At 52.0% G+C, this 25,304-nt stretch carries 26 protein-coding genes; 15 read left to right on the top strand and 11 right to left on the bottom strand.

From position 1 onward, the window contains the following. The first annotated feature begins 168 nt into the window (after positions 1-168). From ESZ91_RS01110 to ESZ91_RS01045, 14 genes are all read left to right on the top strand, one after another. Entirely contained in the window at positions 169-1,587 is a 1,419-nt protein-coding gene (locus ESZ91_RS01110) for an NAD(P)/FAD-dependent oxidoreductase (RefSeq protein WP_129223261.1), read from the top strand. Next, positions 1,584-2,825, top strand: coding sequence for an NAD(P)/FAD-dependent oxidoreductase (locus tag ESZ91_RS01105; RefSeq protein ID WP_129223259.1), 1,242 nt, complete (start codon positions 1,584-1,586; stop codon positions 2,823-2,825). Before ESZ91_RS01110 ends, ESZ91_RS01105 begins: the two co-directional genes overlap by 4 nt. Position 2,826: 1 nt before the next feature. After that, a complete protein-coding gene (locus ESZ91_RS01100; RefSeq protein WP_129223257.1) occupies positions 2,827-3,186 on the top strand; it encodes a DUF1667 domain-containing protein in 360 nt (119 codons plus the stop codon). A gap of 82 nt (positions 3,187-3,268) precedes the next feature. After that, entirely contained in the window at positions 3,269-4,792 is a 1,524-nt protein-coding gene (locus ESZ91_RS01095; RefSeq protein WP_129223255.1) for a glycoside hydrolase family protein, read from the top strand. A 44-nt stretch (positions 4,793-4,836) separates the two neighbouring features. Beyond that, positions 4,837-6,093 (top strand): histidine--tRNA ligase, encoded by a 1,257-nt coding sequence (gene hisS, locus ESZ91_RS01090; protein ID WP_129223253.1) that lies wholly within the window; start codon positions 4,837-4,839, stop codon positions 6,091-6,093. A gap of 181 nt (positions 6,094-6,274) precedes the next feature. After that, a complete protein-coding gene (locus ESZ91_RS01085) occupies positions 6,275-6,583 on the top strand; it encodes a hypothetical protein (protein ID WP_129223251.1) in 309 nt (102 codons plus the stop codon). Then, entirely contained in the window at positions 6,583-8,544 is a 1,962-nt protein-coding gene (locus ESZ91_RS01080; protein WP_129223249.1) for a V-type ATP synthase subunit I, read from the top strand. Before ESZ91_RS01085 ends, ESZ91_RS01080 begins: the two co-directional genes overlap by 1 nt. Positions 8,545-8,565: 21 nt before the next feature. Then, on the top strand, positions 8,566-9,012 hold the full coding sequence (locus ESZ91_RS01075; RefSeq protein ID WP_129223247.1) for a V-type ATP synthase subunit K: 447 nt from the start codon (positions 8,566-8,568) through the stop codon (positions 9,010-9,012). 9 nt (positions 9,013-9,021) lie between these two features. Next, on the top strand, positions 9,022-9,615 hold the full coding sequence (locus ESZ91_RS01070) for a V-type ATP synthase subunit E (RefSeq protein WP_129223245.1): 594 nt from the start codon (positions 9,022-9,024) through the stop codon (positions 9,613-9,615). A 3-nt stretch (positions 9,616-9,618) separates the two neighbouring features. After that, positions 9,619-10,599, top strand: a complete 981-nt coding sequence (locus tag ESZ91_RS01065; RefSeq protein ID WP_129223243.1) for a V0D/AC39 family V-type ATPase subunit — start codon at positions 9,619-9,621, stop codon at positions 10,597-10,599. Further along, a complete protein-coding gene (locus ESZ91_RS01060; protein WP_161970989.1) occupies positions 10,589-10,924 on the top strand; it encodes a V-type ATP synthase subunit F in 336 nt (111 codons plus the stop codon). Before ESZ91_RS01065 ends, ESZ91_RS01060 begins: the two co-directional genes overlap by 11 nt. After that, positions 10,921-12,681, top strand: a complete 1,761-nt coding sequence (locus tag ESZ91_RS01055; RefSeq protein WP_129223239.1) for a V-type ATP synthase subunit A — start codon at positions 10,921-10,923, stop codon at positions 12,679-12,681. Before ESZ91_RS01060 ends, ESZ91_RS01055 begins: the two co-directional genes overlap by 4 nt. Beyond that, positions 12,674-14,044, top strand: coding sequence for a V-type ATP synthase subunit B (locus ESZ91_RS01050; protein ID WP_129223237.1), 1,371 nt, complete (start codon positions 12,674-12,676; stop codon positions 14,042-14,044). Before ESZ91_RS01055 ends, ESZ91_RS01050 begins: the two co-directional genes overlap by 8 nt. A 4-nt stretch (positions 14,045-14,048) precedes the next feature. After that, positions 14,049-14,693: a V-type ATP synthase subunit D gene (locus ESZ91_RS01045; RefSeq protein ID WP_129223235.1), complete on the top strand. Its 645-nt coding sequence runs from the start codon at positions 14,049-14,051 to the stop codon at positions 14,691-14,693. A 265-nt stretch (positions 14,694-14,958) separates the two neighbouring features. On the opposite strand, the gene ESZ91_RS01040 is transcribed toward ESZ91_RS01045, so the two are convergent. Then, positions 14,959-15,954 carry a DDE-type integrase/transposase/recombinase gene (locus ESZ91_RS01040; protein WP_201270833.1) on the bottom strand — a complete coding sequence of 332 codons (996 nt, stop codon included), beginning with the start codon at positions 15,952-15,954 and terminating at the stop codon, positions 14,959-14,961. A gap of 192 nt (positions 15,955-16,146) precedes the next feature. On the opposite strand from ESZ91_RS01040, the gene ESZ91_RS01035 reads away from it, so the two are divergent. Further along, positions 16,147-16,842 (top strand): hypothetical protein, encoded by a 696-nt coding sequence (locus ESZ91_RS01035; RefSeq protein WP_129223233.1) that lies wholly within the window; start codon positions 16,147-16,149, stop codon positions 16,840-16,842. A 320-nt stretch (positions 16,843-17,162) separates the two neighbouring features. Here the strand turns inward: ESZ91_RS01035 and ESZ91_RS01030 are convergent, their stop codons facing one another. The 10 genes from ESZ91_RS01030 to ESZ91_RS00985 form a co-directional block, all read right to left on the bottom strand. Beyond that, on the bottom strand, positions 17,163-18,098 hold the full coding sequence (locus ESZ91_RS01030) for a rolling circle replication-associated protein (protein ID WP_129223231.1): 936 nt from the start codon (positions 18,096-18,098) through the stop codon (positions 17,163-17,165). Between the two features lie 62 nt (positions 18,099-18,160). Then, positions 18,161-18,442 carry a hypothetical protein gene (locus tag ESZ91_RS01025; RefSeq protein WP_129223229.1) on the bottom strand — a complete coding sequence of 94 codons (282 nt, stop codon included), beginning with the start codon at positions 18,440-18,442 and terminating at the stop codon, positions 18,161-18,163. After that, complete coding sequence (locus ESZ91_RS01020; RefSeq protein ID WP_201270832.1) at positions 18,405-19,412, bottom strand: radical SAM protein; 1,008 nt, start codon at positions 19,410-19,412, stop codon at positions 18,405-18,407. Before ESZ91_RS01020 ends, ESZ91_RS01025 begins: the two co-directional genes overlap by 38 nt. Positions 19,413-19,419: 7 nt before the next feature. After that, positions 19,420-21,693: a hypothetical protein gene (locus ESZ91_RS01015; RefSeq protein WP_129223227.1), complete on the bottom strand. Its 2,274-nt coding sequence runs from the start codon at positions 21,691-21,693 to the stop codon at positions 19,420-19,422. Beyond that, entirely contained in the window at positions 21,674-21,868 is a 195-nt protein-coding gene (locus ESZ91_RS01010) for a hypothetical protein (protein ID WP_129223225.1), read from the bottom strand. Before ESZ91_RS01010 ends, ESZ91_RS01015 begins: the two co-directional genes overlap by 20 nt. Before the next feature lie 75 nt (positions 21,869-21,943). Continuing rightward, complete coding sequence (locus ESZ91_RS01005) at positions 21,944-22,267, bottom strand: hypothetical protein (protein WP_129223223.1); 324 nt, start codon at positions 22,265-22,267, stop codon at positions 21,944-21,946. A gap of 165 nt (positions 22,268-22,432) precedes the next feature. Continuing rightward, positions 22,433-22,879 carry a hypothetical protein gene (locus tag ESZ91_RS01000; protein ID WP_129223221.1) on the bottom strand — a complete coding sequence of 149 codons (447 nt, stop codon included), beginning with the start codon at positions 22,877-22,879 and terminating at the stop codon, positions 22,433-22,435. Continuing rightward, positions 22,860-23,084, bottom strand: coding sequence for a hypothetical protein (locus ESZ91_RS00995; protein ID WP_129223219.1), 225 nt, complete (start codon positions 23,082-23,084; stop codon positions 22,860-22,862). Before ESZ91_RS00995 ends, ESZ91_RS01000 begins: the two co-directional genes overlap by 20 nt. Before the next feature lie 116 nt (positions 23,085-23,200). Next, a complete protein-coding gene (locus ESZ91_RS00990; RefSeq protein WP_129223217.1) occupies positions 23,201-24,709 on the bottom strand; it encodes a hypothetical protein in 1,509 nt (502 codons plus the stop codon). Positions 24,710-24,719: 10 nt separating this feature from the next. After that, positions 24,720-25,301, bottom strand: a complete 582-nt coding sequence (locus ESZ91_RS00985; protein ID WP_129223215.1) for a hypothetical protein — start codon at positions 25,299-25,301, stop codon at positions 24,720-24,722. Between the last annotated feature and the right edge of the window lie 3 nt (positions 25,302-25,304).

Raw genomic sequence — 25,304 nt, 5'->3', positions numbered from 1 at the left:
GCGGGGATTTTTTTCGGCAATTTTTAAAAATACATTGACAAATGCGGCAAAGCAAGGTATAATCGAGGAGAAATCAATACAGGCGGAGATATGGAGAAGCCGACAAAACGGAGACAAACACAAGTTTGTCCGTTTTGTCGGCTCTTTTTATTCCGATAGGAGAACGAAATGGTGGACGTGGCGATCATCGGCGGCGGCGTCATCGGCGCATTCTGCGCGCGGGAACTGCGGAAATATGCGATTTCCGTTGCCGTTTTAGAGGGCGCGGAGGACGTGGCAGCGGGCGCGAGCAAGGCAAACAGCGGCATCGTGCACGCGGGGTACGACGCGGAAAACGGCACGCTGAAAGCGAAGTTCAACGTGGCAGGAAACAAACTGATGCCCAAGGTGTGCGAAGAATTGGGCGTCGGCTATCGTAACAACGGCTCGCTCGTGCTCGCGGAACGGGATCGGGTCGGCGTCTTGTCCCAACTCAAAGAGCGCGGCGAAAAGAACGGCGTAAAGGGGCTGGAAGTCATCGGCCGCGCGCGGGCGCTCGCTCTCGAACCGCATTTGGGCGACGGCGTCGCCGCGGCGCTGTACGCGCCGACGGGCGGGATCGTCTGTCCCTTTCAGCTGACGATCGCCGCGATGGGCAACGCGATGGACAACGGAGCGTCCCTTTACTGCGGTTTCGAAGTCGCCGCGGCGGAAAAAACAGACGGCGGCTGGTCGCTCGTCTCTTCCGATCATAAGCGCGTGGAGGCGCGGTGCGTCGTCAACTGCGCGGGGCTGAACGCGGCGAAAGTCGCGGCGATGTTCGGCGATGATTCCTTTCGCATCGGGGCGAGAAAGGGCGAATACATATTATTGGATAAGATCGCGCCGCCATTCGTGCGGCATACGGTGTTCGCCGTGCCGACGGCGGCGGGCAAGGGCGTTCTCGTCACGCCCACGACGGACGGAAACGTGCTTATTGGACCGACCTCGGCGGAGGGGGAATTCGATACGTCCGTCCGCCGCAACGGGTTCGATGAAATCACGAAAAAGGCATCGTCTATGCTGAAAAACATTCCTTTCGGGGAAACGATCTCGTCGTTCGCGGGCGTGCGCGCGTACAGCGACAGGCACGATTTTATCATAGAGGAGAGCGACGAAACGGAAAACCTTATCAACGTAGCGGGCATCGAATCGCCGGGGCTTACTTCCGCGCCCGCGATCGGCGAATATGTCGCGGCATTGTGCGCGGAAAAATTCCATGCAAGGCGCAACGAAAATTTCGATCCGATGCGGCAAAGAAACCGTTTCAAAGATCTTTCCGCAGAAGAAAAAAACGAGATCATCGCGCGGCGTCCCGATTACGGAAAAGTCGTGTGCCGCTGCGAAAACGTGACGCTGGGCGAAATTTTGGACGCGCTCAGACAAAACCCGCCCGCACGCACGCTGGACGGCGTGAAATTCCGCACGCGCGCGGGTATGGGACGGTGCCAGGGCGGATTCTGCCAGCCATCCGTATTCAATACGCTCATGCAAGAATACGGATACCGCGCGCAAGAGATCACGAAAAAGGGCAAAAATTCCTTCGTGATCACGGGAGGAGAATTATGAAACGGGATCTGGTGATCATCGGCGGCGGCCCCGCGGGACTTGCGGCGGCGGTCGCGGCGTACGACGCGGGCGTAAAAGACGTTCTCGTTCTGGAACGCGAAGAAGAGGCGGGCGGCGTTCTGAAACAGTGTATCCACAACGGGTTCGGGCTGACGCGCTTTCGGGAGAACATGACGGGGCCCGAATACGCACAGCGTTTTCTGGACGAGGCGCGGGCGCGGAATATCGAGATACTGACGGGCGCATTCGTCGTCGACCTCTCTTCCGAGAAAACCGTCACGTATATGAACGGAAAGGGCGTTTTCACCGTGCGGGCGGGGGCTGTGATCCTCGCCATGGGCTGCCGCGAACGCAGCAAGGGCGCCTTGAACATCGCGGGCACGCGCCCCGCGGGGCTGTTCAGCGCGGGCACCGCGCAAAAGTTCGTCAATATTTACGGATTGCTGCCCGGGAAACGCGTCCTGATCCTCGGCTCGGGGGACATAGGTCTCATCATGGCGCGCAGGCTCACGCTCGAAGGCGCGGAAGTGCTCGGCGTTGTCGAGATCATGCCCTGTTCGAGCGGACTCAAACGCAACATCGCGCAGTGCCTCGACGATTTCGGGATCCCGCTGTATTTGCGGCATACCGTCGTGGAGATCGAGGGCGACGATCGCGTGAGCGGCGCGCTCGTCGCCGAAGTGGACGAAAACAGGCTTCCGATCGCGGGCACGGAGATCCGTTTCGACTGCGACACCATTCTTTTTTCCGTGGGGCTGATCCCCGAAAACGAACTGACGAAAAAGGCGGGCATCTCCCTGCACGCGGGGACGCGCGGCGCGCTCGTGGACAGCGACCGCGAGACCGAGATCGAGGGAATATTCGCCTGCGGCAACGTGCTGCACGTGCACGATCTGGTCGATTTCGTATCCGAAGAGGCGGAGATCGCGGGCAGAGCGGCTGCGAAATATCTTTTGGGCGGGCATACGCAAAAAAGTTACGTGCCGACGCGTGCGGGCGAAAACGTTTCATACGTCCTGCCGCAAAAATTATGCCGCGGCGAAAAAGACGCGCAGAAGTTGTATTTCCGCGTGCGTTCGGCGTTCCCGAATGCCAAAATTATCGTGCGCGCGGGGGATACGGTGAAAGAATTCCGCCGCATCGCCGTGGCGCCGGGAGAAATGGAGCACGTTTCGCTGCCGCCCGCGCTCTTCGACGGCGCGGAGAATGTGGAAATTTCCGTGGTAAGGGAGGGTTGACATGGGAAAAGATTTTGTCTGTATCGAATGTCCGCGCGGCTGCGCTCTGCACGTGGAGGGGGAGAACGGCGCGTGGAGCGTTTCGGGAAATTTCTGTCCCAAGGGCAAGGCGTACGCGCTTTCGGAAATGATCTCGCCGCGGCGCACGGTTACGAGCACCGTGCGGGCAAAGTTCGGGCGCGTGCCCGTCAAGACCGACCGCGAAGTGTTGAAATCGAATATTTTTCTCGTCATGGAAAAAATCCGCGCCGCCTACGTGGATTCCGACACGGAGATCGGGACGGTGATCCTTGCCGACGTGGACGGGGAGGGGACGAACGTCGTCGCCGCAAAACCTTACCGAGTGGCAGGGGAAAATTGATTTTACACATTGATCCAAAATGTGGTTTTTTTCCGAAACTTATGTTATAATCAAAGGCATATCATAAATAAAGGAAAAAGCGATGATACGGTTTCAGGGAGAATTGGGAAGAAGACTGCGGCTGAACGCGGCGAGAGTGGGCGAGCCGCTGTACTGCGCGCCAAACGTGTTCCGCCCCGCGGAGTACGACTGGCACGGCGATTTCGAGGGCAGAACTTTGCTCGCGCTCGTTTCTTTATGGAAGGCGACGGGAACCGAACCCGCTTCGCTGCGCGCATTGGCGGACGGGCTGGACGGACATTGCAACCGCGACGGCTATTTCGGTCCTCTGTTCGACGGCAAAGTCGCGCTCGAACAGCAACTTTCGGGCAACAGTTGGTATCTTCGCGGGCTCACCGAATACTATAAGGCGACCAAAGACGAAAAGTCGCTTTGCCGTATTCGCACGATCGCGCGCAACTATCTGGCAAAACTCACCGAGTTTTTCGAACGCTATCCCATTGAAAGAGAAAAAAGCGAAGAGGGGGGCGTGTTCGGTCATACGCTCGACGTTTTAAACGGTTGGAAACTTTCTTCCGACACGGGCTGCGCCTTCATCGCGATGGACGGTATTTCAGCCGTCTACGAAATTACGCGCGACGCGGCGCTCAGAGAACTTCTGAACGTCATGCTGCGCCGCTTTCTTGAAATCGACAAACTCGCCCTGCGCACGCAGACGCACGCTTCTCTTTCGGCGGCGCGCGGCATTCTGCGTCTGTATGAATGTACGAAAGACGATCGCTGTTTACAACAGGCTGTCCGCGAATTCGGATTTTACAGAGAACAGGGCATGACGCTCACCTACGCCAACTTTAATTGGTACGGAAGGGAAGATACCTGGACGGAGCCTTGCGCCATCGTCGATTCGCTCATACTCGCTCTGAAACTGCACGCCTGCACGGGCAAGGATGAATATCTCGCCTGCGCCTACCGCGTTTATTATAACGCGCTGCGCATGAGCCAGCGCGGCAACGGCGGCGCGGGGTGCGACCTCTGCGCGACAAAGGATTTCCCTTTTGTAAAACCCTATAACGATACGTTCGAGGCGTATCTTTGCTGTACGCTCCGCCTGTCCGAGGGGCTTTATGAACTCGGCTCGCATTTCGTGCGCGAAGAGCGGGACGCCGTACGCGTTCTCTTTTACGACGATTTTGAATACATTTCCGATAACGCGCGTATCCGCGTTGCGGGCGATCTCTTTTATAAACGGGAGATCGCGCTCGAAGAGGTGGAAACGGGCGGGCGCAAATTATATCTGTATCTGCCTTCGTATGTGCAGAATATCCGCGCCGAGGGCGTGCGGATCACGCGCGAGGGCGATTGGGCGCTCGCGGAGGGAACGGGCAAACTTTCCTTCGAGATCGACGTACATACGGAAAACGGTCTGTACTTTTACGGCGATCTTCTGCTCGTCGAGCCCTGCGGGGCAACGCAAGAATGCGTCCGCTGTACCGTAGACGGCAAAACGCTGACGAACGTGCCCGATTTTTCGCGGCTGTCCGAAAAAGAGGCGCGGAGCGTCTGTTGCCGTATCCCCGTTTTATTTGACAAAAATTCCCCGATATGATATATTGAATATCAATGATTGGTTAAACGACGGAGTGAACGAAAATGAGTTTTGTCAAGACGCCCGTGCGCGGAATGCCCGAACAGACGCCGCGCGACATGGAGTTACGCGAATACGCGCTGGGTAAGATCAAGAGCACCTATAAAAAATACGGCTTTACGCAGATAGAAACGCCTGCCGTCGAGCATATCGAAAATCTGACGAGCAAGCAGGGCGGCGAAAACGAACAGTTGATCTTCAAAATTTTAAAACGCGGCGAAAAATTGCAGAAGTCGGAAAATTTCGACGATCTGTGCGACTGCGGATTAAGATACGATCTGACTGTTCCGCTGGCGCGCTTTTACGCGAATAACAGCAACGATCTTCCAAACCCTTTCAAGGCTCTGCAAACAGGGCCCGTCTGGCGCGCGGACAGTCCGCAAAAAGGGCGCTACCGCCAGTTTACGCAGTGCGATATCGATATTTTGGGCGACGCCACCAACCTCGCCGAAATGGAATTGATCACCGCTACCGCGAATATGCTCTACGAATTGGGGCTGGGCGGCAGCAAGGTGCGCGTCAACGACAGAAGGATTTTAAAAGCCATGGCGTCGTTTTGCGGTTTCCCCGAAGAAAAGCACAGCGTCATTTTCATCATTTTGGATAAATACGATAAGATCGGGTTGGAGGGTGTCAAAAAGTCCCTTCTGGAACTCGGACTGGAAGAGAGCGGCGTGGAGTCGTACTGCAAATTCTTCAACGGCAGCACGGACCTTTTTTCCTGCCGCGATTATTTCAGGGACGAATGGGCAAACGTCGTGCCCGAAAACGTCATCTCCAATCTCGAAGACATCATCGCGACTTCGCGCGATATCCTTTCGGGCAAAGGACAGGTCGTATTCGATCCCACGCTGGTGCGCGGTATGTCCTATTACACGGGCCCGATCTTCGAAATAGAACTTTCCTCGTATAAACTGTCCGTCGCGGGCGGCGGCAGGTACGACGAAATGATCGGAAAATACAGCGGCGGCAGCACGCCCGCCTGCGGTTTTTCCATCGGGTTCGAACGTATCATAGATATCATGAAGAACAACGAAACGCCGATCGGAGCGGGCGATGAAGAAAAGATCGCCTATCTCATCACGCGCGAAGCGCCCCTCGAAAAAAAGAGGGAAGTTTTGCAGAAAGCGGCGGCGTTGCGGGAGGCGGGCGTTTGCGTGCTCGTTTCCATGCGCAATAAGAATTTTTACGCGCAGAAGGACAAACTTCGCCTGTACGGCTACACGAAATTCGTGGACGTTTATCCCGATACGCGGCTATAAACAGGCGCGTCTTCGGGCGCGCTTTTTTTCGTCTCTCGGTTGACAAAGGTTAAAAGCGGGCGTATAATATTTGCATATACGGATTTTTTCGGCGCGTGTCGGAAAAATTCGCAGGGAGTCGGAATTTTTGCGGAAAACCGAAACAACATAAGTATGTCGGAAAGTCGAAAGGAGAAGCGGTATGAACGAGATCATCGCGTCCATATTGGACGCGGAACAAAAGGCGGAAGAAATCGTGGCGAAAGCGGCAAGCGATTGCAGACGCATCTCTTTGGAGGGCGCCGAGCGCGCGGCAAAGGTCAAAGAGGACGCGATCGCCCTTTTGGCTGCCGAACGTGAACAGAGCGAAAAAGACGCCGAACGCAGGGCGCAGGCGGCATACGACAGCCTTGCCGCGGAAGGCGGCGCGGCGGCGCAGGCGCTCAAAAGCCGCAGCCGTACGCGGGTGGATCCGGCCGCGGACGCGGTGCTTCGGAGGTTATTCGGCTGATGTCTGTCGTAAAAATGTCAAAATTCTCGCTGACGGGACTTGCCTCGGAAAAGGACGCGCTGCTCGATGCACTGCATAGAACGCAGCGGGTGGAACTGAGCGATTGGGAAGAAGAAAACGCCCCTTCATCGGAATTGCAGTCGCGCGTTTCGCGGGTGCGAAAGGGCATCGCCTTCGTATCCGACCGCATCGCGGAGAGCAAAAAACAGGAATATTTCCCCGAAAATACCGAGGGGCTCAAGGACGATATCTTGCTTTCCTACGACGATTTCATGCAGATTTCGGGGCGCGAAGCGGAACTTACCGCGGCGATGGAAAAAGCCGAAACGTTGGAGAAAGAACTGTCCGCGCTCCGCGCCGAACGCGTAAAGGCGAAAAACCTCATCGAACAACTCTCGGCTTACCGCGAAGTGAACGAGCGCTTTTCGGATTTTTCCGACACGAAATGCACGCGCTGTTTTTTCGGACTGATCGACGAGGCGGCGATCCCGAAACTGGAAGAAAATCTGGCGGAATCGCCCGCAGCGCTCACGATCTATTCGCGCGGCAAGCCTTCCGCCGTATGCGTTGTGGCGCATAACGACTGTGCGGAAGAAATAGCGGCCCTTTTGAACGGATTGTCCTTTTCCAAATGCGCGTTTACCTTTCCGGAAACCGCCGCGGAAAAGATAGAAGAACTCGCGGCGCAGACGAAGAGTTTCGACGCGCGGGAAGAGGCGCTCAAATCGGACGCCTGCGCGCTCGCGCCTTACTTGAAAGACTGGAAGATCTTTTCCGACTATTTATCCTTGCAGTTGGAAAAAGCGGAGGCGTACGACAGTTTTTTCAAGACGGCGAGCACCTTTACCCTGCACGGCTACGTGCCCCGGGAGGAATGCGATTTCGTGCGCGCGGCAATCGATGCGGTCACGCCCGCCGCGGTGACGGAATTTACCGAACCGACCGAGGAAGATACGCCGCCAACGCTTTTGAAAAACCGCGGGCCCGCGAAAAGCGCGGAATTCGTCACAAATATGTATTCCGCGCCCGACTACCGCGAATACGATCCCAACGGCGTCGTGTTCTGGTTCTTTATGATTTTTTTCGGGCTGATCATGGCGGATATCGGCTACGGTATTTTACTCTTTGCGGGCGGGTTTTTGCTGTCTGCGAGGCTGAAAATCGACAACGGTTTTAAAAAACTGACGAAGATAATGATGTACGGCGGGCTGTTCACCATCGTATTCGGCGCTTTGTTCGGCTCGCTTTTCGGCTTTTCTCTCTACACCTTTCTGCCCGATCCCTCGTCGGGCAACCGTACGGACGTTCTGACGATACTTTTGGGCTGCCTTGCGCTGGGGCTGTTCCAGATCACGGTCGGGTACGCGCTCAAAGCGGTCAACGACCTGCGCGACGGGCGTGTCCTCGACGCGCTGTGCGATGCGTTTACCTGGATCCTGTTCAACGTCGGTCTGTTTTTCGCGGTGTTCAATTTCCTCACGGAGTATTTCGAGATCCCCGTTGCAGATAACGTGCACGCCTTTTTCGAAACGATGACGCTGCCTGGCGTCGTGATGCTGGGCGTAGGGCTTTTGGGCGCGATGCTCACCGCGGGGCGCAAGGAAAAAATATTGGGCAAGTTTACGAAAGGGTTCGGCGCGCTGTACGGCGTCATCAACCTCTTGTCCGACGTTTTGAGTTATGCCCGTCTGTTCGGGCTCATGCTCTCGGGCATGATCATCGCCCAGCAGTTCAACGGCATCGGGCTCGACCTCATCGCGGGCGGCGCGATCGGGTACGTCTTCGGACCTTTGGTCATGCTCGTGGGGCACGCGTTCAATATCGCTATGGGCGTTCTGGGCGCGTATATTCACGATTGCAGGCTGCAATATATCGAATTCTTTTCCAAGTTTTATACGGGCGAGGGCAAATTATTTACGCCCATCGGCTCCCGTGTGCAATATATCCATATCCAACAGTAAACTATCGGAGGTAACAAAATTATGAGCGGTGAAGCGATTGCAATTTTAGGATTGGCGATCTGCGCGGGGCTGTGCGGCGTAGGTTCCGCCGTCGGCCTGTACAAGACGGGCAGCGCGGCTGCGGGCGTGCTCGCGGAGGACGCGAAAAAGTTCAGCAAGGTGATGATCCTTGTCCTTTTGCCCGCGACGCAGGGCATCTACGGCTTTGTCATGGCGCTGGTCGGACAGGGCGCTGTGACTGCGGGCATGAGCGTCGGAAGCGGCTGGCTGGTATTCGCGTCCGTCATGCCTTTGGCGATTACGGGGCTCGTTTCCGCGATCTTTCAGGGCAAAGCGGCGACCAGTTGTATCTATGCGGTGGCGAAGGACGAAAAACTGTCGGGTAAACTGATCATGTTCCCCGCGATGGTCGAAACTTACGCCATTTTCGGGTTGGTCATCTCGCTTCTCTTTACGTTGGCGGCATAAGGTGGCGCTATGGAAGGAAAAGCGGCCATGATCTCCCGCATCCTCGAAGATGCGGAGAAAAAAGCGAGTGAAATGCGCGCGGCGGCGGAGGCGGAACAGGCAACGCGGATCAGCGCCGCGCAGAAATGGGCGGAAGAACTTTTGACGTCTTCCCGCAAAGCGCTCGCGGACGAGGCGGACGCAACCGTGGAGCGACGGGAAACCGTCGCGCGGCTGGACGGACGCAAAAAGGTGCTCGGCGCCAAGCGAGAACTTATCGACGAGGTATTCGCCCGCGCGCTTGAAAAGGCGCAAAATTTCCCCAAGGCGCGCTACGCCGAGATCGTATCCCGCCTTTTGGAAGAGAACGCCGAGGAGGGCGATACCGTCGTATTGTCCCGTTTCGCGCCGCTCAGTCAAAGCGAAACCGAGGCGTTGCCCGTCTTTCGCGCGCGCAAACTGCGTTTCGGCGGCGCAGACGGCGCATTCGCGGGCGGACTGTTTCTTTCCAACGAAACGTGCGATAAGGATCTTTCTTTCGAGGCGCTCATCGCCGCCGACCGCGTTTCGCTGGAATCCGACGTCGTGGAAATTTTATTTTCCGACGGGCGCAAAACGGAGTAAAGAATGACGAACGCTATCTTTGCCAACGCGCGGGCGTCTGCGCTGCAAGCGTCGCTTCTGGGCGCGGATCGGCTCAACCGAATGGTAGACTGCGCCTCGGGGGACGACGCGCTGAAAATACTGTCGGAAGTGAATTTCGGGAACGGCGTTACCGTTGCATCCGCGCTTGAAGCCGACCTTCTCATCGAGGCGGAAGAGCGGCGTTATACCGCGTTCGTGCGCGAAACGGCGCCGAGCGAGGCGCTGTGCCGTTATCTTCTGGCGGAATACGATTACCACAACGCCGAAGCGATCGTGCGGAGCAAGTATCTGAAAACAGACTGCGCGCCCATGCTGGGCGCGGACGGGTTTTACCGCGCCGATAAAATGCGGGACAATATTTATGCGGATAAATACGATCTTTTCCCCGCGCCGCTTTCCGCGGCGTGCAGGGAGGCGGACGCGCTTTTCCTTTCGGGGCAGGCGAACGGGCAGAATATCGCGATCCTGTTCCGCCGTGCGCTGTATGCCGACCGCGCGGCTTTGAGCAAAAAGGAAAAGACGCTCGGTAAGATCAACCGCCGAAAAGCGGACGCGGCGAATATCGCCGTGGCGCTCCGCGCGCGGAACTTTGCGAAGACGATGAAAATGCGCGTCGAAGGCGGCTCTTTGACGGACGAAAATTTGCGCGTTCTGGCGGAGGAGACGCCCGAAAAGATACGCGAAAACAGCCGTTTTTCGGCTTTGGGCAAACTGATCGGCGCCGCGCTCGATGATTTTGCCGAGGGAAGACCGCTCGTCGGGTTCGAGCGGCTCGCGGACGGCGCCGCGCTCTCCTCTTTGAAAAAAGAGCGATACGAAGCGGAGGGCGTACAGCCTTTCGTCCGCTATTGTTTTTATAAACAAGCGGAACTTTCCAACGTGCGCATCATCTTGTCGGGGCTGAACAATCAGATCGAAAAAAATGCCGTTAGGGCGAGGATCAGGGAAACGTATGAAGGGTAAAACGGCGATCATCGGGGACGGGGACAGCATTCTGGTTTTTAAGGCGATCGGCATGGACGCGTACAGCGCGGCATCGCCCGAGAAAGCGCGGGAATTGCTGCATACCCTTTCCAAAGAATATCAGATCATCTACGTCACGGACGTTTTGGCAAAAGAGATCGACGATACGATCTCGCGTTTTGTGGAAAGCCCGTATCCAGTCGTGATCCCCGTTCCGTCCATGAACGGGAGCAACGGCTACGGATTCGAAATATTAAAGAGGGAGACCGAGCGCGCGTTGGGGATAGATATCCTTTCGCAAGAGGAGAAGAAGAACGAGCAATGAAAGGAAAGATCATTAAAGTATCGGGCCCGCTGATCGTGGCGGAAAACATGGCGGACAGCAAGATGTACGACGTCGTGCGCGTCAGCGAAAAGAAACTGATCGGCGAGATCATCGAACTGCGCGGCGATCAGGCGTCCATTCAGGTCTATGAAGAAACTTCGGGCTTAGGTCCCGGGGAAGAAGTGGAGAGCACGGGCGCGCCGCTGTCGGTGGAACTCGCGCCGGGCGTCATCGGCGAAATTTTCGACGGGATACAAAGGCCTTTGGAACGCATTTTTGAATCGTACGGCGACCGCATCACCCGCGGCATTTCCATGACCAATCTCGATCACGAGAAGATCTGGCGGTTCGAGCCGTGCGTAGAGGCCGGCGACGAAGTGCAAAGCGGCGATTTTTTGGGTACCGTACAGGAAACGTCCATCGTCGCGCATAAGATCATGGTGCCTTACGGCGTGCAGGGTAAGATCGTCAGAATCGAAAAAGGCGATTTCAATATTACCGAGACGATCGCCGTCGTTTCTACCGAAAAGGGCGAGCGCGAGATCTGTATGCTGCAACGCTGGCCCGTCAGAAAGGGGCGGCCTTACCGCGAAAAAATGACGCCCGATATGCCCATGATCACGGGGCAGCGCGTCATAGACACGCTCTTTCCCATCGCCAAGGGCGGCGTCGCCGCCGTCCCCGGGCCGTTCGGCAGCGGCAAGACGGTGGTGCAGCATCAGTTGGCGAAATGGGCGGACGCGGATATCATCGTCTATATCGGATGCGGCGAGCGCGGCAACGAGATGACTGACGTTCTCAACGAGTTTCCCGCCCTCAAAGATCCCAAAACGGGCGAGCCGCTGATGAAACGCACGGTCCTCATCGCGAATACTTCCGATATGCCCGTGGCGGCGCGCGAGGCGTCCATTTATACGGGCATCACCATCGCGGAATATTTCCGCGATATGGGCATGAACGTCGCCATCATGGCGGATTCGACTTCCCGCTGGGCGGAGGCTCTGCGCGAAATGAGCGGAAGATTGGAGGAGATGCCCGGCGAGGAGGGCTATCCCGCCTATCTTTCCAGCCGTCTGGCGGAATTTTACGAGCGCGCGGGCATCGTCCGCACGCTGGGAAAAGACGGGCGCGTCGGCTCGGTCACGGCGATCGGCGCGGTCTCGCCCGCGGGCGGCGATCTTTCCGAACCCGTGTCGCAGGCGACGCTGCGCATCGTTAAGGTCTTTTGGGGGCTTTCGGCGAATCTCGCCTATAAGCGCCACTTCCCTGCCATCGACTGGCTGGTGAGTTACTCTCTGTACGCCGACCGACTGTCTGACTGGTATACATTGCACGCGTCCAACGATTTCATCAAACTGCGCGCGTTCGCCATGCACGTATTGCAGGAAGAGGCGGAACTCGACGAGATCGTGCGCCTCATCGGCGCGGACTCGCTCTCGGGACGCGACCGCATGACCATGGAAACGGCGAAGATCATCCGCGAAGACTTTCTCCATCAGAACGCCTTTCACGAAACGGATACCTATACTTCCATCGCCAAACAGTGTAAAATGCTGCGGCTCATCTATGATTTCAACCGCTTGGGGCTGGAAGCCGTGGAAAAGGGCGCGCGCCTCGACGACGTTCTGGAACTTCCCGTCCGCGAAAAGATCGGCCGCGCGAAATACATCGAGGAAAAGGATCTTGCCCGTTTCGACGAGATATCCAAAGAAATGAACGAAGCCATGCACGGGCTCGGCGGAGGGGAACATGTTTAAAGAGTACAAGACCATCAAAGAAGTCGTCGGGCCTCTCCTTCTGGTGGAGGGCGTCGAGGGCGTGAAGTACAACGAACTCGTGGAGATCGTGCAAAAGGACGGCGAAGTCCGTCACGGAAAAGTGCTGGAAGTGCACCGCGACAAGGCGCTCGTGCAGTTGTTCGAAAGTTCGCAGGGCTTGCAGATCTCAACCAGCCGCGCCAAATTTCTGGGGCGCAGCCTGGAACTTTCCGTTTCCGAAGATATGCTCGGCCGCGTGTTCGACGGCATGGGGCGCCCGCGCGACGGGAGCGCGCCCGTCATTGCAGATAAGCGCATGGACGTGAACGGGGAACCGCTCAATCCCGCGGCGCGCGATTATCCCAACGAGTTTATCCAGACGGGCGTTTCCGCCATCGACGGACTGAATACGCTCGTGCGCGGACAGAAACTGCCCGTGTTCAGCATGAGCGGTCTGCCGCACGCAGAATTTGCGGCGCAGATCGCGCGGCAGGCTCGCGTGCTGAAAGGCGACGAAAAATTCGCCGTCGTGTTCGCCGCCATCGGCATCACGTACGAAGAGGCAGAATATTTCGTGCAGGATTTCAAAAAGACGGGCGCGATCTCGCGCACGGTGCTCTTTACCAATCTTGCCAACGATCCCGCCATCGAGCGTATCGCCACGCCGCGCATGGCGCTCACCGCGGCGGAATACCTCGCTTACGAACTGGGGATGCACGTTCTCGTCATTCTCACCGATATCACCAACTACTGCGAGGCGCTGCGCGAAGTTTCGGCGGCGCGCAAGGAAGTGCCGGGGCGGCGCGGCTACCCGGGGTATCTGTATACCGACCTCGCCTCGCTCTATGAGCGCGCGGGGCGCATCCGCGGCAAACAAGGCTCCATTACGCAGATCCCCATTCTCACCATGCCCGAGGACGACAAGACGCACCCCATTCCCGATCTTACGGGCTATATCACCGAGGGGCAGATCATCTTGTCGCGCGAACTGTATAAAAAGGGCGTGAACCCGCCCGTCGACGTGCTGCCTTCCCTCTCCCGTTTAAAGGATAAGGGCATCGGCGCGGGCAAGACGCGCGAAGACCACGCGGACACGATGAACCAACTGTTTTCGGCGTATGCGCGCGGCAAGGAAGCGAAGGAACTTTCCGCGATCTTGGGCGAGGCGGTCCTCTCCAAGATCGACAAGTTGTACGCGGATTTTGCCGAAAAGTTCGAAAAAGAATATGTTTCGCAAGGTTTTTCTGCCAACCGTTCCATCGAAGAAACGCTTGATCTCGGGTGGAAACTTTTGAGCGGGCTGCCGAAATCGGAACTCAAACGCATCAAAGAACAATATATCGAAAAGTACTATCGGGAGTAAAATTTTGGCAAGGCTCAATAAAAATCCCACGCGCATGGAGTTGAAGAAACTGAAAGCACGGCTCAAAACGGCGCAGCGCGGACACAAGTTATTGAAAGACAAGACCGACGAAATGGTGCGGCGCTTTTCCGTGCTCGCGCGCGAGATCAAAAAACTTCGCGCCGAAACGGAAGGGGACGTCGTGCGCGTTCTGAAACAGTTTTCGCTGGCGCGCGGACTGATGCCCAAAAAGGACATCGAACTTTTGTTTTCCATGCCCTCCGTTTCCGTCGAGCCCGGGTGCGGCCTCGGCAACTTCATGAATCTGGAAGTGCCGAAGATCGTTCTGGAAGAGCGCAAAGACGCATCTTCTCCGCTGCCTTATTCCTATGTGGACGTCACCAGCGAGGCGGACTACGCCGTGGAACTTGCCGGCGAAGTACTCGATAAACTCGTGCGGCTCGCGGAACAGGAAAAGATCCTGCGCATGCTCGCCGTGGAGATCGAACGGAGCAAGCGGCGCGTCAACGCGCTGGAGTACGTGCTCATTCCCGATCTGGAGGAAACCATCCGCTATATTTCCATGAAACTGGAAGAAAACGAGCGCGCGGGGTTGACGCGGTTGATGAAAGTCAAGGATATGATCGAGGCAAAGAACGCAAATCAATAACAAAAAGAGGCCGTTTTGATCAACGGTCTCTTTTTTCGACATTTTCTCATATGCTGATTTGTCAATGACTTTTTAATAATTTCTACAAAATTTTTTAATAATACCGTCCTTATGCTTCAATAATCCCGTCCTTGCGAGGGAGCGGAGCGACCGAGCGACGGCAAAAGAGGGCAAGCCCCGCAGGGTTTACCCTCTTTTTCTATTCTCCGTGTACGCCGAAAAAGCCGTCTGTTCGGCGGCTTGTCAGTTTCATTCGTTCGGATTACTATTCAATTACGCCCCAATCGAGCAGGAGTAATTCCCGTCGCTTTTCTTTCGGCGTGAGCCACTTCCTTTTTCCGTCCTTGCTTTTGAGTACGCTCATCGGGATATTGTTCGACCGCCGCAGGTACGCTTTCATCTGCGTTTTCAAATCATCAAAGGAATGAAACCGCAAGTACTTGTAAAAGCGTTCGTTGTCCGAGCGGTGGGAGCGTTCGACTTTTCCGTTATGCCGGGGCGTTCGCGGCTTTATCGTTTTATGCTCAATGCCTTGTTCCTCGCAGAACTTGTCAAAGGTATGCTGCCGCCCGCCTTTCACTTTCTGTGTAAACGTAAATTCCGAACCGTTGTCCGTCTGTATGATTTGCGGCTTATAGCCGAAAAACAAAATCGCCCGCCGTATGCAATCGACCGAGTTATCCGCTATCTGTTCCCGATAGGGATATATAAACCGCTCGCGCGTGGTTTCGTCTATCACGGTATATTGATAAAAATGCTCATCTTCGAGTACGGAACTTGCCGCGCACTCTTTCGGAACGTGCTTTACGTCAAATTGCCATTTTACGCCGATATGTTCGGGCGTATCATACGGCTTCGGCTTGTACGGTATGTACTTCCGCTTATGCTCGTAAAAACCGCAGCGCCGCAAATAGCGGTAGAGCGTTGCGGGGTTACGCTTATATGCGTAATGCAGCCGCAGTTTCCCGTACAACTCATTCAGCCCTATATTCGGGTTACGACGAACTAAGTCGGCGATATGCTTTTTCTCCTCGTCCGTCTGCGCGTTCGGATGCATAGTGTGCGGACGGTGGGAACCGTTCGCAAGGCTTTCCAACGTGCCGTCGTATTTCCGTTTCCAACGATAGACCGTCTGAACGGTGCAGTGGTATCTGTGTGCAACGAAACGCACGTTTGAACGCTGTAACAGCTTCAATGCCTTTTCCTTTTCTTTCGGGGAATACGGATAATTCCACCGCCTTATTAAACTTCTTTCGTTCATTGTTTTTTCCTCCTTCATGTAATGTATATCACCCCTGCGGGGAGCTTTTGAGCCGATAAAAGGAAAGGTTTTCTGCTTTTATCGCCGCGCGATCTGTTGCGATATCACAACAAGAAATTTAAACTATAAATATTGACAAAATACTGCTCATATTATAAAATATAATCATCATAAAAGAAAGAAGGTAATCGCATGAAAAACGAAAATTCAACTTGTCCGATTTGTGGCAATCCCACAAGCATATGGTACGGCAATGCTCGCAAAGACAAGCTGTGCAGGGAACACGCACAACAAATGAAAGAAGGAATAATCGAGCAATGCCCAAACTGCGGCAAATGGCATACAACAGGTAAACCCTGTGAATGTAAAAGTAAAGCTATTAGATATTCCGAAAATGTGAACAATTCGGAATTAACTTGTATAATCTGTGGAGAGCCTTCCAACGGCAAACATTTTTGTCGTTCCTGTTATGCCAAATACAAGGATCGCTCCGTCGATATACGAATTACACATTGTACAGAAACAGAAATTCTTGACGAATATGGTAATTTAATTTATACCTGCGACGACGGAAGAAAAGTTAGAAGCAGAGCAGAAGCAATTATTTGTAGCTGGCTATATAATAACAAAATTCGCATTAAATACGAAGAACCCGTCTATTATCGCGATGAAGAAAGCGGGGAAACAAAAACTTTACACCCTGATTTTTTCTTACCCGATTACGAATTATATATAGAATATAACGAATTAAGTAACCCGAAGTACCTAAAAAGCAAGGAATATACTCAAAAAATATATGACAAACTCGGCTTAAAAGTACTTATCATGACAGATAAAGATTTACAGGACGTAGCCGCTTGCCTTAAACCTCGGCTTTTTGTACGTTAATCTTCCTAAAAGAGCATTGCGCGCCCCCTTGTCTATACGAGCGCCGCGCTCCGCGCGGCGGACAAGGGGGCGCGCAAAAACGCACGAATAAAACACCCGAAACGACCGAAACAGCCGCCGTTTTTCCACCGAAAAAGGCGGTTTCCGCGCTATACCGCTTCGGAAAACCGCCTTATTCTTTCGGGGTTCGGCACCGAAAAGCGATTTACGCGGGCGTTTTTCCCTTGTCATTCACTTTTCGGCAACGCAAAATTGCGCCGTATGCTGTTCCATAGGCGCAAGACTTCGTTTCTTATTCGTGCTATATTATCGCAGCGTTGCTACGCCGCTATCGGCTCTCGCTGCCGCGTAAGCGGGTATATATCCCGTTTCCATTCGATTACATTATCGAACAGCACTTGCCGGCAAGCATTGTCGTTTTCAAACGCCGCCGCAAACACGCTTTCGTCGAGCCGTTTTTCGATTTCCGTGGGTATGCCACGGCTGTATATAACACGTTCCCCCGTCTTGCGCAAATATTTCAGCAGATAGCCAACCGCTTCGCCGCTTTTCATTTCCATAACGTTTAACTCCTCAAAATCGTTTCTTCCGAACTTCCGCTCGAAAAAACTGTTGGAAAAAGTTTCTTCCAACTTTCCCGTTTTCATGCTGTAATCTCTCTTTTTCGTAAGCACTCCGACCATTTCCCCTCGCGGGATATATACTAAAAAATGATAGTGCAGGCGGTTTGTTTTCTCCCCGCGTTCGGGTACGCCCATAAACCGCCAGCCACGCCGCGTTGCCAGATTTGCAAGGCATTTCCGCAGCTTCCTTTTGAATGTTTCTTCCGTGTGCTTCCGATTGCTGTATGTAAATGTAACGAAAAAATTCCACTTGTTCAGATACGCTTTTCTGCGGAACCGCTTTTCCCGCTGCCAAGCGTTCCGCTCTTTCCGTTCCACGTTCTCGCGGACATACTTTTCCAAATCGGGGTAATACGGAAAATAATCTTCCAACCCCGTCAAAATAAACGGTACCAACTTCGCGGTGCGTGTCTCGATAGATTTATCCTTTTCGTCCAACACGCTGCGCACGCCGACCTTATAAAATTCGTCGAAAAGCACGTCTATTTCCGTCTGCGGGCGTTTCTTGTATTTTCGTGCTATGCCTTTTACTTGCGGGCGGGCTATGTAATGACTGCCGTCGCTGTATATCTTATATGTCTTATTAAAAGGACAATCGTTGCCATAATAGGGCTGTAATGCCGTTGCCTCCATGTTTTACCTCGTTAAAATTATTTTTGCTGCCGGAAAAGGCCTTTACTGCCCCGTCCGGCGTTTTATTTATTACCCCTGCAGGGGGCTTGTTTGCTACTAAAGGAAAGGTTTTTCTTTCGCTCGTTGGCTTTGTCGCGATAACCGCACAGCAAACCTTTGGAAAATTGCTGTCCCTCGCGCGCCCGTACCTTTGCCACGTTCACAAGGGCTTGTGAAAGCATTTTGCCTTCCTCATCTTGTTTCGGATAATCGCGATATAAATTTACGCCCATACAATACCCCGAAGCAAACAAGCCTTTCCGTTTTTTATTGTATTGATATTTTTCTTCTACCGTCCGTTTCATTTTTTATCGCTCCATTAAAATATAAATCTTTTATCCTTTTACCGTCGCTACGCGGAATATAATTCATAAACGAAGTAGTGCGGTATAAAATACGATTATTCGCCCATCGTTGCAGATCGCGCAATATTTGCGGGGCTGTCGTTTTACGGTATATCCGCACATCGGGCAAAAAGCCGATTTCCTGCACTTTACGGACACGGTATAAATCTTCGTCTACCGTCGTATTAAAGTTCGTCAGAATATATACGCTGTCCTTATCATTTATTTTATTGTATCTGCGATAAATATTCAGCCCGCGTAAAATCGCCGCTTCATTTTTCATAAAATCAAAAGCAAAATGAACAACAGACTTTTTAACTTTTGCCAATGCCCGCGCGACATCTTCCGTTATAAATCGAGCGTCAAGCCCTTGGGTAAAATCAACATATGCTTTGCTGTCTGCAAGCTGTTCGAGCAACTCTATTCTGTCTTTGTAGGCAAGAATATTTGCGTCGAGCAGTACGATTTCTTTCTGTCCTCTCCAAAACTCGGAAAGGTCGGCAACCTTTTTACTGCACATTCCCTCTTTCTTTGAAACAATACAAAAATCACAGTTATTGCAGCAACCTCGCGTAAGAAAACCGAACGCTTTTCCTTTCGTGAGTTCGGGATAGAGCGAATAATCAGGATAAATGTGTTCTATCTCATCGGGCAAATTCGGGTCGCGGTCTTTGTGGTAAACTTCTTTTCCGTTCTCGACCGTAATCGCAAACCCTGTACCCCCGAAAACAATTTCGTCCGCCTGTAAGCAATAATCGGACATTTGCGAAAACTCGTCGCCAAACACTTTTGAAACATAGATTTTATCGTAGTGTTTAAGCGGAAGCACAAATTCCACATTATCACCCTGCGCTTTATGCCACGCGGATATTTTCATAAGAGGCAAATTCGGAAAATTACGGCTATCAACATCAAACAATCCTATATCCATAATTACTTTATTTCCTTTGTAACCCTATAATATCGCTTTTGTCATAACCGAAAGAAAAGGTTTCGGGAACGGCGGTCGGCACGATCGCGTTCGGCTGCGGCTCGGCCGCCTGCTCGTTCTGCACGTTTACCTTGTTCAAATCGTCTTGGAAAAAGCTATGCTGCATTTGCAGTTCTTCCCACGTCGCGCGTGTATCGACGTATTCGGGCAAATCGTCCAACCCGACGGCGTTCTGCTCCGCCCGCTTCTCAAAGATACCCGAAAGGCAATCCGTAGAATAGCGGTTCGCATAAACCTTTTTCGGCATTTTGTACCATTTCCGCGCGAGCTGTTCGCCGTCCTGCTTTCCGTTCTCCACCGTCAGAGCCAACACCCCGCAGCCGAACGTGTTGCGCACGCCCGTATCGTGCCGCTGCATAGCCGCCGTTATGCTTTTCAGCAAGTACAATAAAAGCGAGTTGTCCGCGCGGTTATAACGGTAACGGACATATAAATTTGCGAACTTATTGAACACCCAGCCGAACAACGTATCGAACACCCAAAACGGGGAATAAAAGGGCAGTACGGGAACAATATCGCTTTGCGCCTCGATAGTAACGACTTCGCCGAGTTCCCGCACGTCGCCGCCCAGACTTCCGAAACGCTGCAAGTCTGCAACGACTTTAACGAACACGCGGTTTGCAATCACGCAAGCGTGCCGCGACATTTTCAAAAGCACGTTGAACAGGTCGTTTTTTTGGTTGCACTCGTCCGTGTTCCGCTTGACCTCTTGCAATTCGGGCGTATTCTTCCGTTCCTTGTCTATCTCCGTTATCACATACACACCGAACCCGAAAGCGTTTCTGTTCGGGTTGTTTTGCAAAAGTATCTTGCCGAGCCGCAGCATATCAAAATCGAGTATATGCGCATGGCGGGAATAACTGTCCTGCAATCGGCTGTCGCGGTCGAAAAAGTCCGTGTTCCACAGCGGAAAATTGCCTATATCCGAAAACAGGTTGTCCGTCCGTATCGAATAATTCGCCAAAAGCATAGACGATTGCACGGTATAGATAAAATACGCGCAAGCGAAATCTTCCGCGACCTGCCATACGTCCGACACCTTTAATTTATCGTCATACGTTAAGCCGTACCGCTCGTAATCGTAATTGAACAGTTTTTCGCGGCAAGGCGTTTTCTGCCAACGGCGCAGTTTCTTTTTCAGCCACGCCTTGCAGGACGGAACGGAAAAAACAGCGTGATATTCGATAGCACGTTTCAGTTCGTTTTCGAGGTTACACCACGGGAAAAACGGAAACTTCATATCGCTTTCGAGGATAATTTCAAACGCTTGGTCGCGGAGCTGCACCTCGGCGGATAACGCCATATCGGTTATAAACGCCGTCTTGCCCGCGCCCATCACGCCGCCGACAATCGTTACAACGCCGCGTTCGTTCAGAAAACCGCGGTTGCGCCGCTCGTTGTGCCGCAGCCGTTTATATCCCTTTTTTCGGGCTGCAATGCCGAGAGCAACCACGGCACCGACCAGCCACACCCACAGCGGAAAGAACGTCAAGCCCGTCCATAGGTCAAGAATGAGTTTATATACCTGCCGATAGATATTCGCAAAATCAAACGAAACGACGAAATATAAATAAAAGGCGATAAACTCCAAAACAATGGCAAACGCATTGAAGTAGAACAGCCACAGCGCAAGCCATATCTTCCAATAAACACCGCGGTCGCGGACAAAGACGAAAAAGGAAAGCAACCACGCTTTGGCGGGGCGGTAAGTTACGGAAGATATGCGTTTGAATATCCGCAGCGGCACGCTGTCGCGGTCATAATCGTTGTTTTGCGTTTTCAATATTCGGCGGCAGAGAAGATATACAAGCAAGAGGAACGGAACGACGAGCAGCAGGACTTTCGACAGTATCAAAAGCAGATTGCCGAGAAAGGCAAGGTATGAAAAGAAGTTTTCGCCGCTTGCCCATACCTGCCAATATTCCGACCATTTCACCGTAAAGCCCTGCCACTCGTCGGGGATAGGAATTGACGGAGAGGACGGCGTAGAACCGCCCCAATCGAAAAAAGGTATCTTCGGGAACTCGTTCACGGTAGGCGTGATATTGTGCGGTATTTGAAACAGTTCGCAAAAGTAATACGCTGCCGATAAACCAAAATCGCGCCCGCCCTCAATAACGCGACCGACCGCGCCGAAAAACTCGAACACGCCCAAAGCAACAAAGCCGAGCGTGATTACTATGCAAACGATATGACGGTAATCAACGCGCAGCCGTTTCATTGTCTTTTACCTTACGCCAACCCGCTTTATATGCCGCGCGGGCAATGGACACGCTCATTGTCATGGACATTTCCCAATCGTCGCGCAGCATTGCTGCCAACTCGTATATTTTCGCTTCCTGTTCCGCTATGTATTTCTCAAAACCTTTCTCAAACTTCTTTCCGCTTTTGCTCATATCTGAACCCCCGTATAAATAAAATATCCGACCACCGCCGCAACGACGATAAAAAGCAATATCTTCAATACCCGCTTAAAGGTTTTCATTGTCATCACCTTTCGCTATGTAGCTCGCGCAGTCGGTGCAGTCGATATTTTCCAACGGTTCGCCGTCCAAGCCGCAAACCTTGTCGCTTTCGTTGCAATGCTTGCAGCGATCGCAAAGCCTTTCCGCTTTGCGGTCGTAGGTATATTCGGGAAACACGCTTTCGCGCCGTTCTCTGTCAAGCAGCAGTTCCATACGCCGCAGCCGATAATTCAGTTCGCTTTCATGCTTTCCGTCCAATACTCCGTTTACCGCGCTTATCGCTATATCAATGCAGAACAGTACAATTAAAATCGTAATCAGAACTTCCATTTGTTTTCACCTCTAAAAATCGTTTGACAAATCAACGGCGTTGCCGTATAATAAGCATATAGAAAGTGTTTGGCTCGGTGTCAGCGGTTTGCCGCTCTCGTCCTTGTAGCCCCCACGGAATGAGGCTTAATTGCTCGTGGCACTTTCTATTTTTTTGCCCTGCAATCACTTGCGGGGCTTTTTCTTTTGCCTTTGCCTATATTTTGTTTTACCGCCCGTTACAGGCACATTTTCCCGCGGGAAAATTTCAAACATTTTCTTTATACGCTTTTTATCAAATTCCACAGGTTCAAATTCTTTTGTTTCATTATGCAATGCAGACCGTTTGCCGACAAACACTTCCGGATAAGCATAGGAACGGTTTTCCCCGAACTTTTTTCCCTGCTCTTTGTTTTTCCGCCGCTCGGCAGGGCTTACGTTATCCAACATAGGAACGGTACGAACTTTTTTATTATCCAAATCAACCTCGTCAGAGTGCGTAAACGTGATATACTCTATATCGTCGCTTCCGATACCTTTCCGCCGATATGTAGCAGGATGAGCAGCGTGTGGATAACGCTTTGTTTGTGCCCAACCTGTTGAACGTTTCCGATTATTCTTTTTCTTTGCCATGCTTACCTCGTAAAAAATCATTATAAGCCGATAACACGCCGACACCAACCCCACGGGAAAAAGCACGGCTATTATCCTGCGACTGCATTTGCAATAATTCGTTTTTATCGCCGTCTAAACAACGTTGAAATAACTTTTTACCCCAAACAACGCCGTGTTCATACGAAATGCGTTGCGCGTTGTTATACTTTAATTTTACATTCATAAATAAAATCCTTTAAATGCCGAAAGGGGCTTTCCCGCCCCGATCGGCATTTTCTTTTATCACCCCTTACGGGGAACAACACCCCTGCGGGGAGCTTTCGCTAATAAAGAAAGAATTTACTTTCTGTCTTTATTCGCTTTCGTTGGAATATTTTTGCCCGTTGCCTTTTTCGTGGTTTTATATACCGCTTTCGGTTGCGGTGCTTGTACTTTGGGCGGGCTTTGTCCTATGCCTTTGGGCTTTTTCTTTGCCGCTTTGCTTGTTCCTTTAAATATCGCGGCAATCAATTTGAACGGAAAAAGGATTATCCATACAATCAACTTTGCTATGTAAGGAAGTATCGGCATAAGGATTACAAGCAATAAAATTAAAGCAAGTATGCCAAGTATCCATTTACCCATTTTGCTCAATCCGACTTCGATCTGTTCGTCGTTTACAGGGTCGCGGTCGCCCGTCTGTTTGTTATCAATCGTACCGAGATTATAGGTAATGCCGTCCGTTTCAAACTTTAACCGCAAAATTGTTACATCGCCCACCAGCGTCGTAGTTTCACTTCGCGCATTCACTCCATGCCAAGTTTCATACGCTGTTTCGACAAAACGCAAAACCCATTGTTTGCTCTTTAAAGCGGCTTTGCCCTCTTCGGTTATCTTATTTGCAACTTTTACGTCAATAAGCGCACCCGAGTATACGTTTTGGAGTTTATTATTTTCCGCAATGAATTTTTCGACCGTCTGTATTCTGTCCCATTCATATGTAGGGGCAAACCAGCCACCGCCCGTATGTTCGACTTTTTGCGTATAATCAAGGGACGAATATTTATCTTGCTTTTCTCCGAACTCCTCTTCGGGAATTTGCCCGATAAGAGAATACTTATATTTTTGCGTGGTATAATAAACGTCCGCTTCCAAAAGCCTGTCGATATCGCGGTCGGTATTAAAAGCGACAAAATGACTGTCACACGATGAGGGAAACCATTCGAAACCGTTCGAATATCTTACAAAACCGACAAACTTATCCGTTATTTCGATCGTTTCGATATCCAGGACGCGGCAAAACGGCTCGCCGTTCACCACTGCAAAACAGTACTCTTTTGCGACCTTGTAATCAACTTCCGTAATCTCGTTGCCGTGGTCTGCTCCCTCGTCAATCGTTTTATCGAACGGACGGTATATCGTAGTTATCGTGTAGTACCGCGTATCCGCCGTGCTGACCGTGAACCCCTCGACACGGTATTTATAAAAAACACCGCTTGAATTGAGCAAAGTCAACTTATAATTGCGAATGTTAGATATGTCGTTTCGTGGTTTCAACGAAATATTGATGGAAGAGGCGCAAAGGTTTTTCGCCTGTCCGCTCGGCTGGTACACGTAAACAAACAATTCCTTGCCCGTGCTTTCGGCTATTTGAATGACCTGCAAAGAGTAATCGTTTGATTTTGTCGGGTACAGCGTCGTAGTAAAATTTTCGTCTTTGCACAAATCTTCTAAAACGCCCGTATAAGCGGCATTATCCGCATAGGTTACGGGGGGAATCAGACCGCCAAAATAAATTGCAAAACACAATACCGCAAGGATAAACAACGCTGAAAATCTTATTAAATTTTCCTTTAACGCTTTTCGCATTGTTCACCTCTTAAAATATAATTGACGGGGTATCTAACGTAATTACCATTTCGAACTTAAACGGGAGTACCACGGATTCCTTATCCATTGTGACAGTAATGAGAAAATAATCCAACATTCCCAATTCTTCCGTCAATTCGATTTCGTCGCCGTATTGTTTTTCAACGGCTTTTTGCACCGTCATGCCATTAGGAATTGTAACGGTAAAACCCTCCGCGCTTTTCTGCACTTCGAATATATCCGTATAATCGTTTTTTTCTTGCGTCGTACTATAAAATTGATAGTATTTACCGTCGAGTATAAAGCCAAAATCATTCGCAGGATTTGCCGTGATTTTTACCGTAAAGTCGACGGTTTTACCTGTTATCGATTTTACGGTAAATGAGCATTTCTGATTCGGAGATATCCATATATTGGAATTTTCCGTATTGTTATAATACTTTTGCCCGCCGTATTCCACATAATAATTTAAACCTTGCTCTTTAATCGCAAACTGTACAACTATACCCGCAACGCCGAGCAAAAGCAATACGACCAAAAGCCACGTTATAATTTTTACCATTCCATTTTTTACGCCGTTTGCTTTACTCATGTT

Origin of the sequence: Candidatus Borkfalkia ceftriaxoniphila, from assembly GCF_004134775.1 — a bacterium.
Taxonomy (GTDB): Bacteria; Bacillota; Clostridia; order Christensenellales; family Borkfalkiaceae; genus Borkfalkia; species Borkfalkia ceftriaxoniphila.
This window is presented reverse-complemented; position numbering and strand designations above follow the sequence as displayed.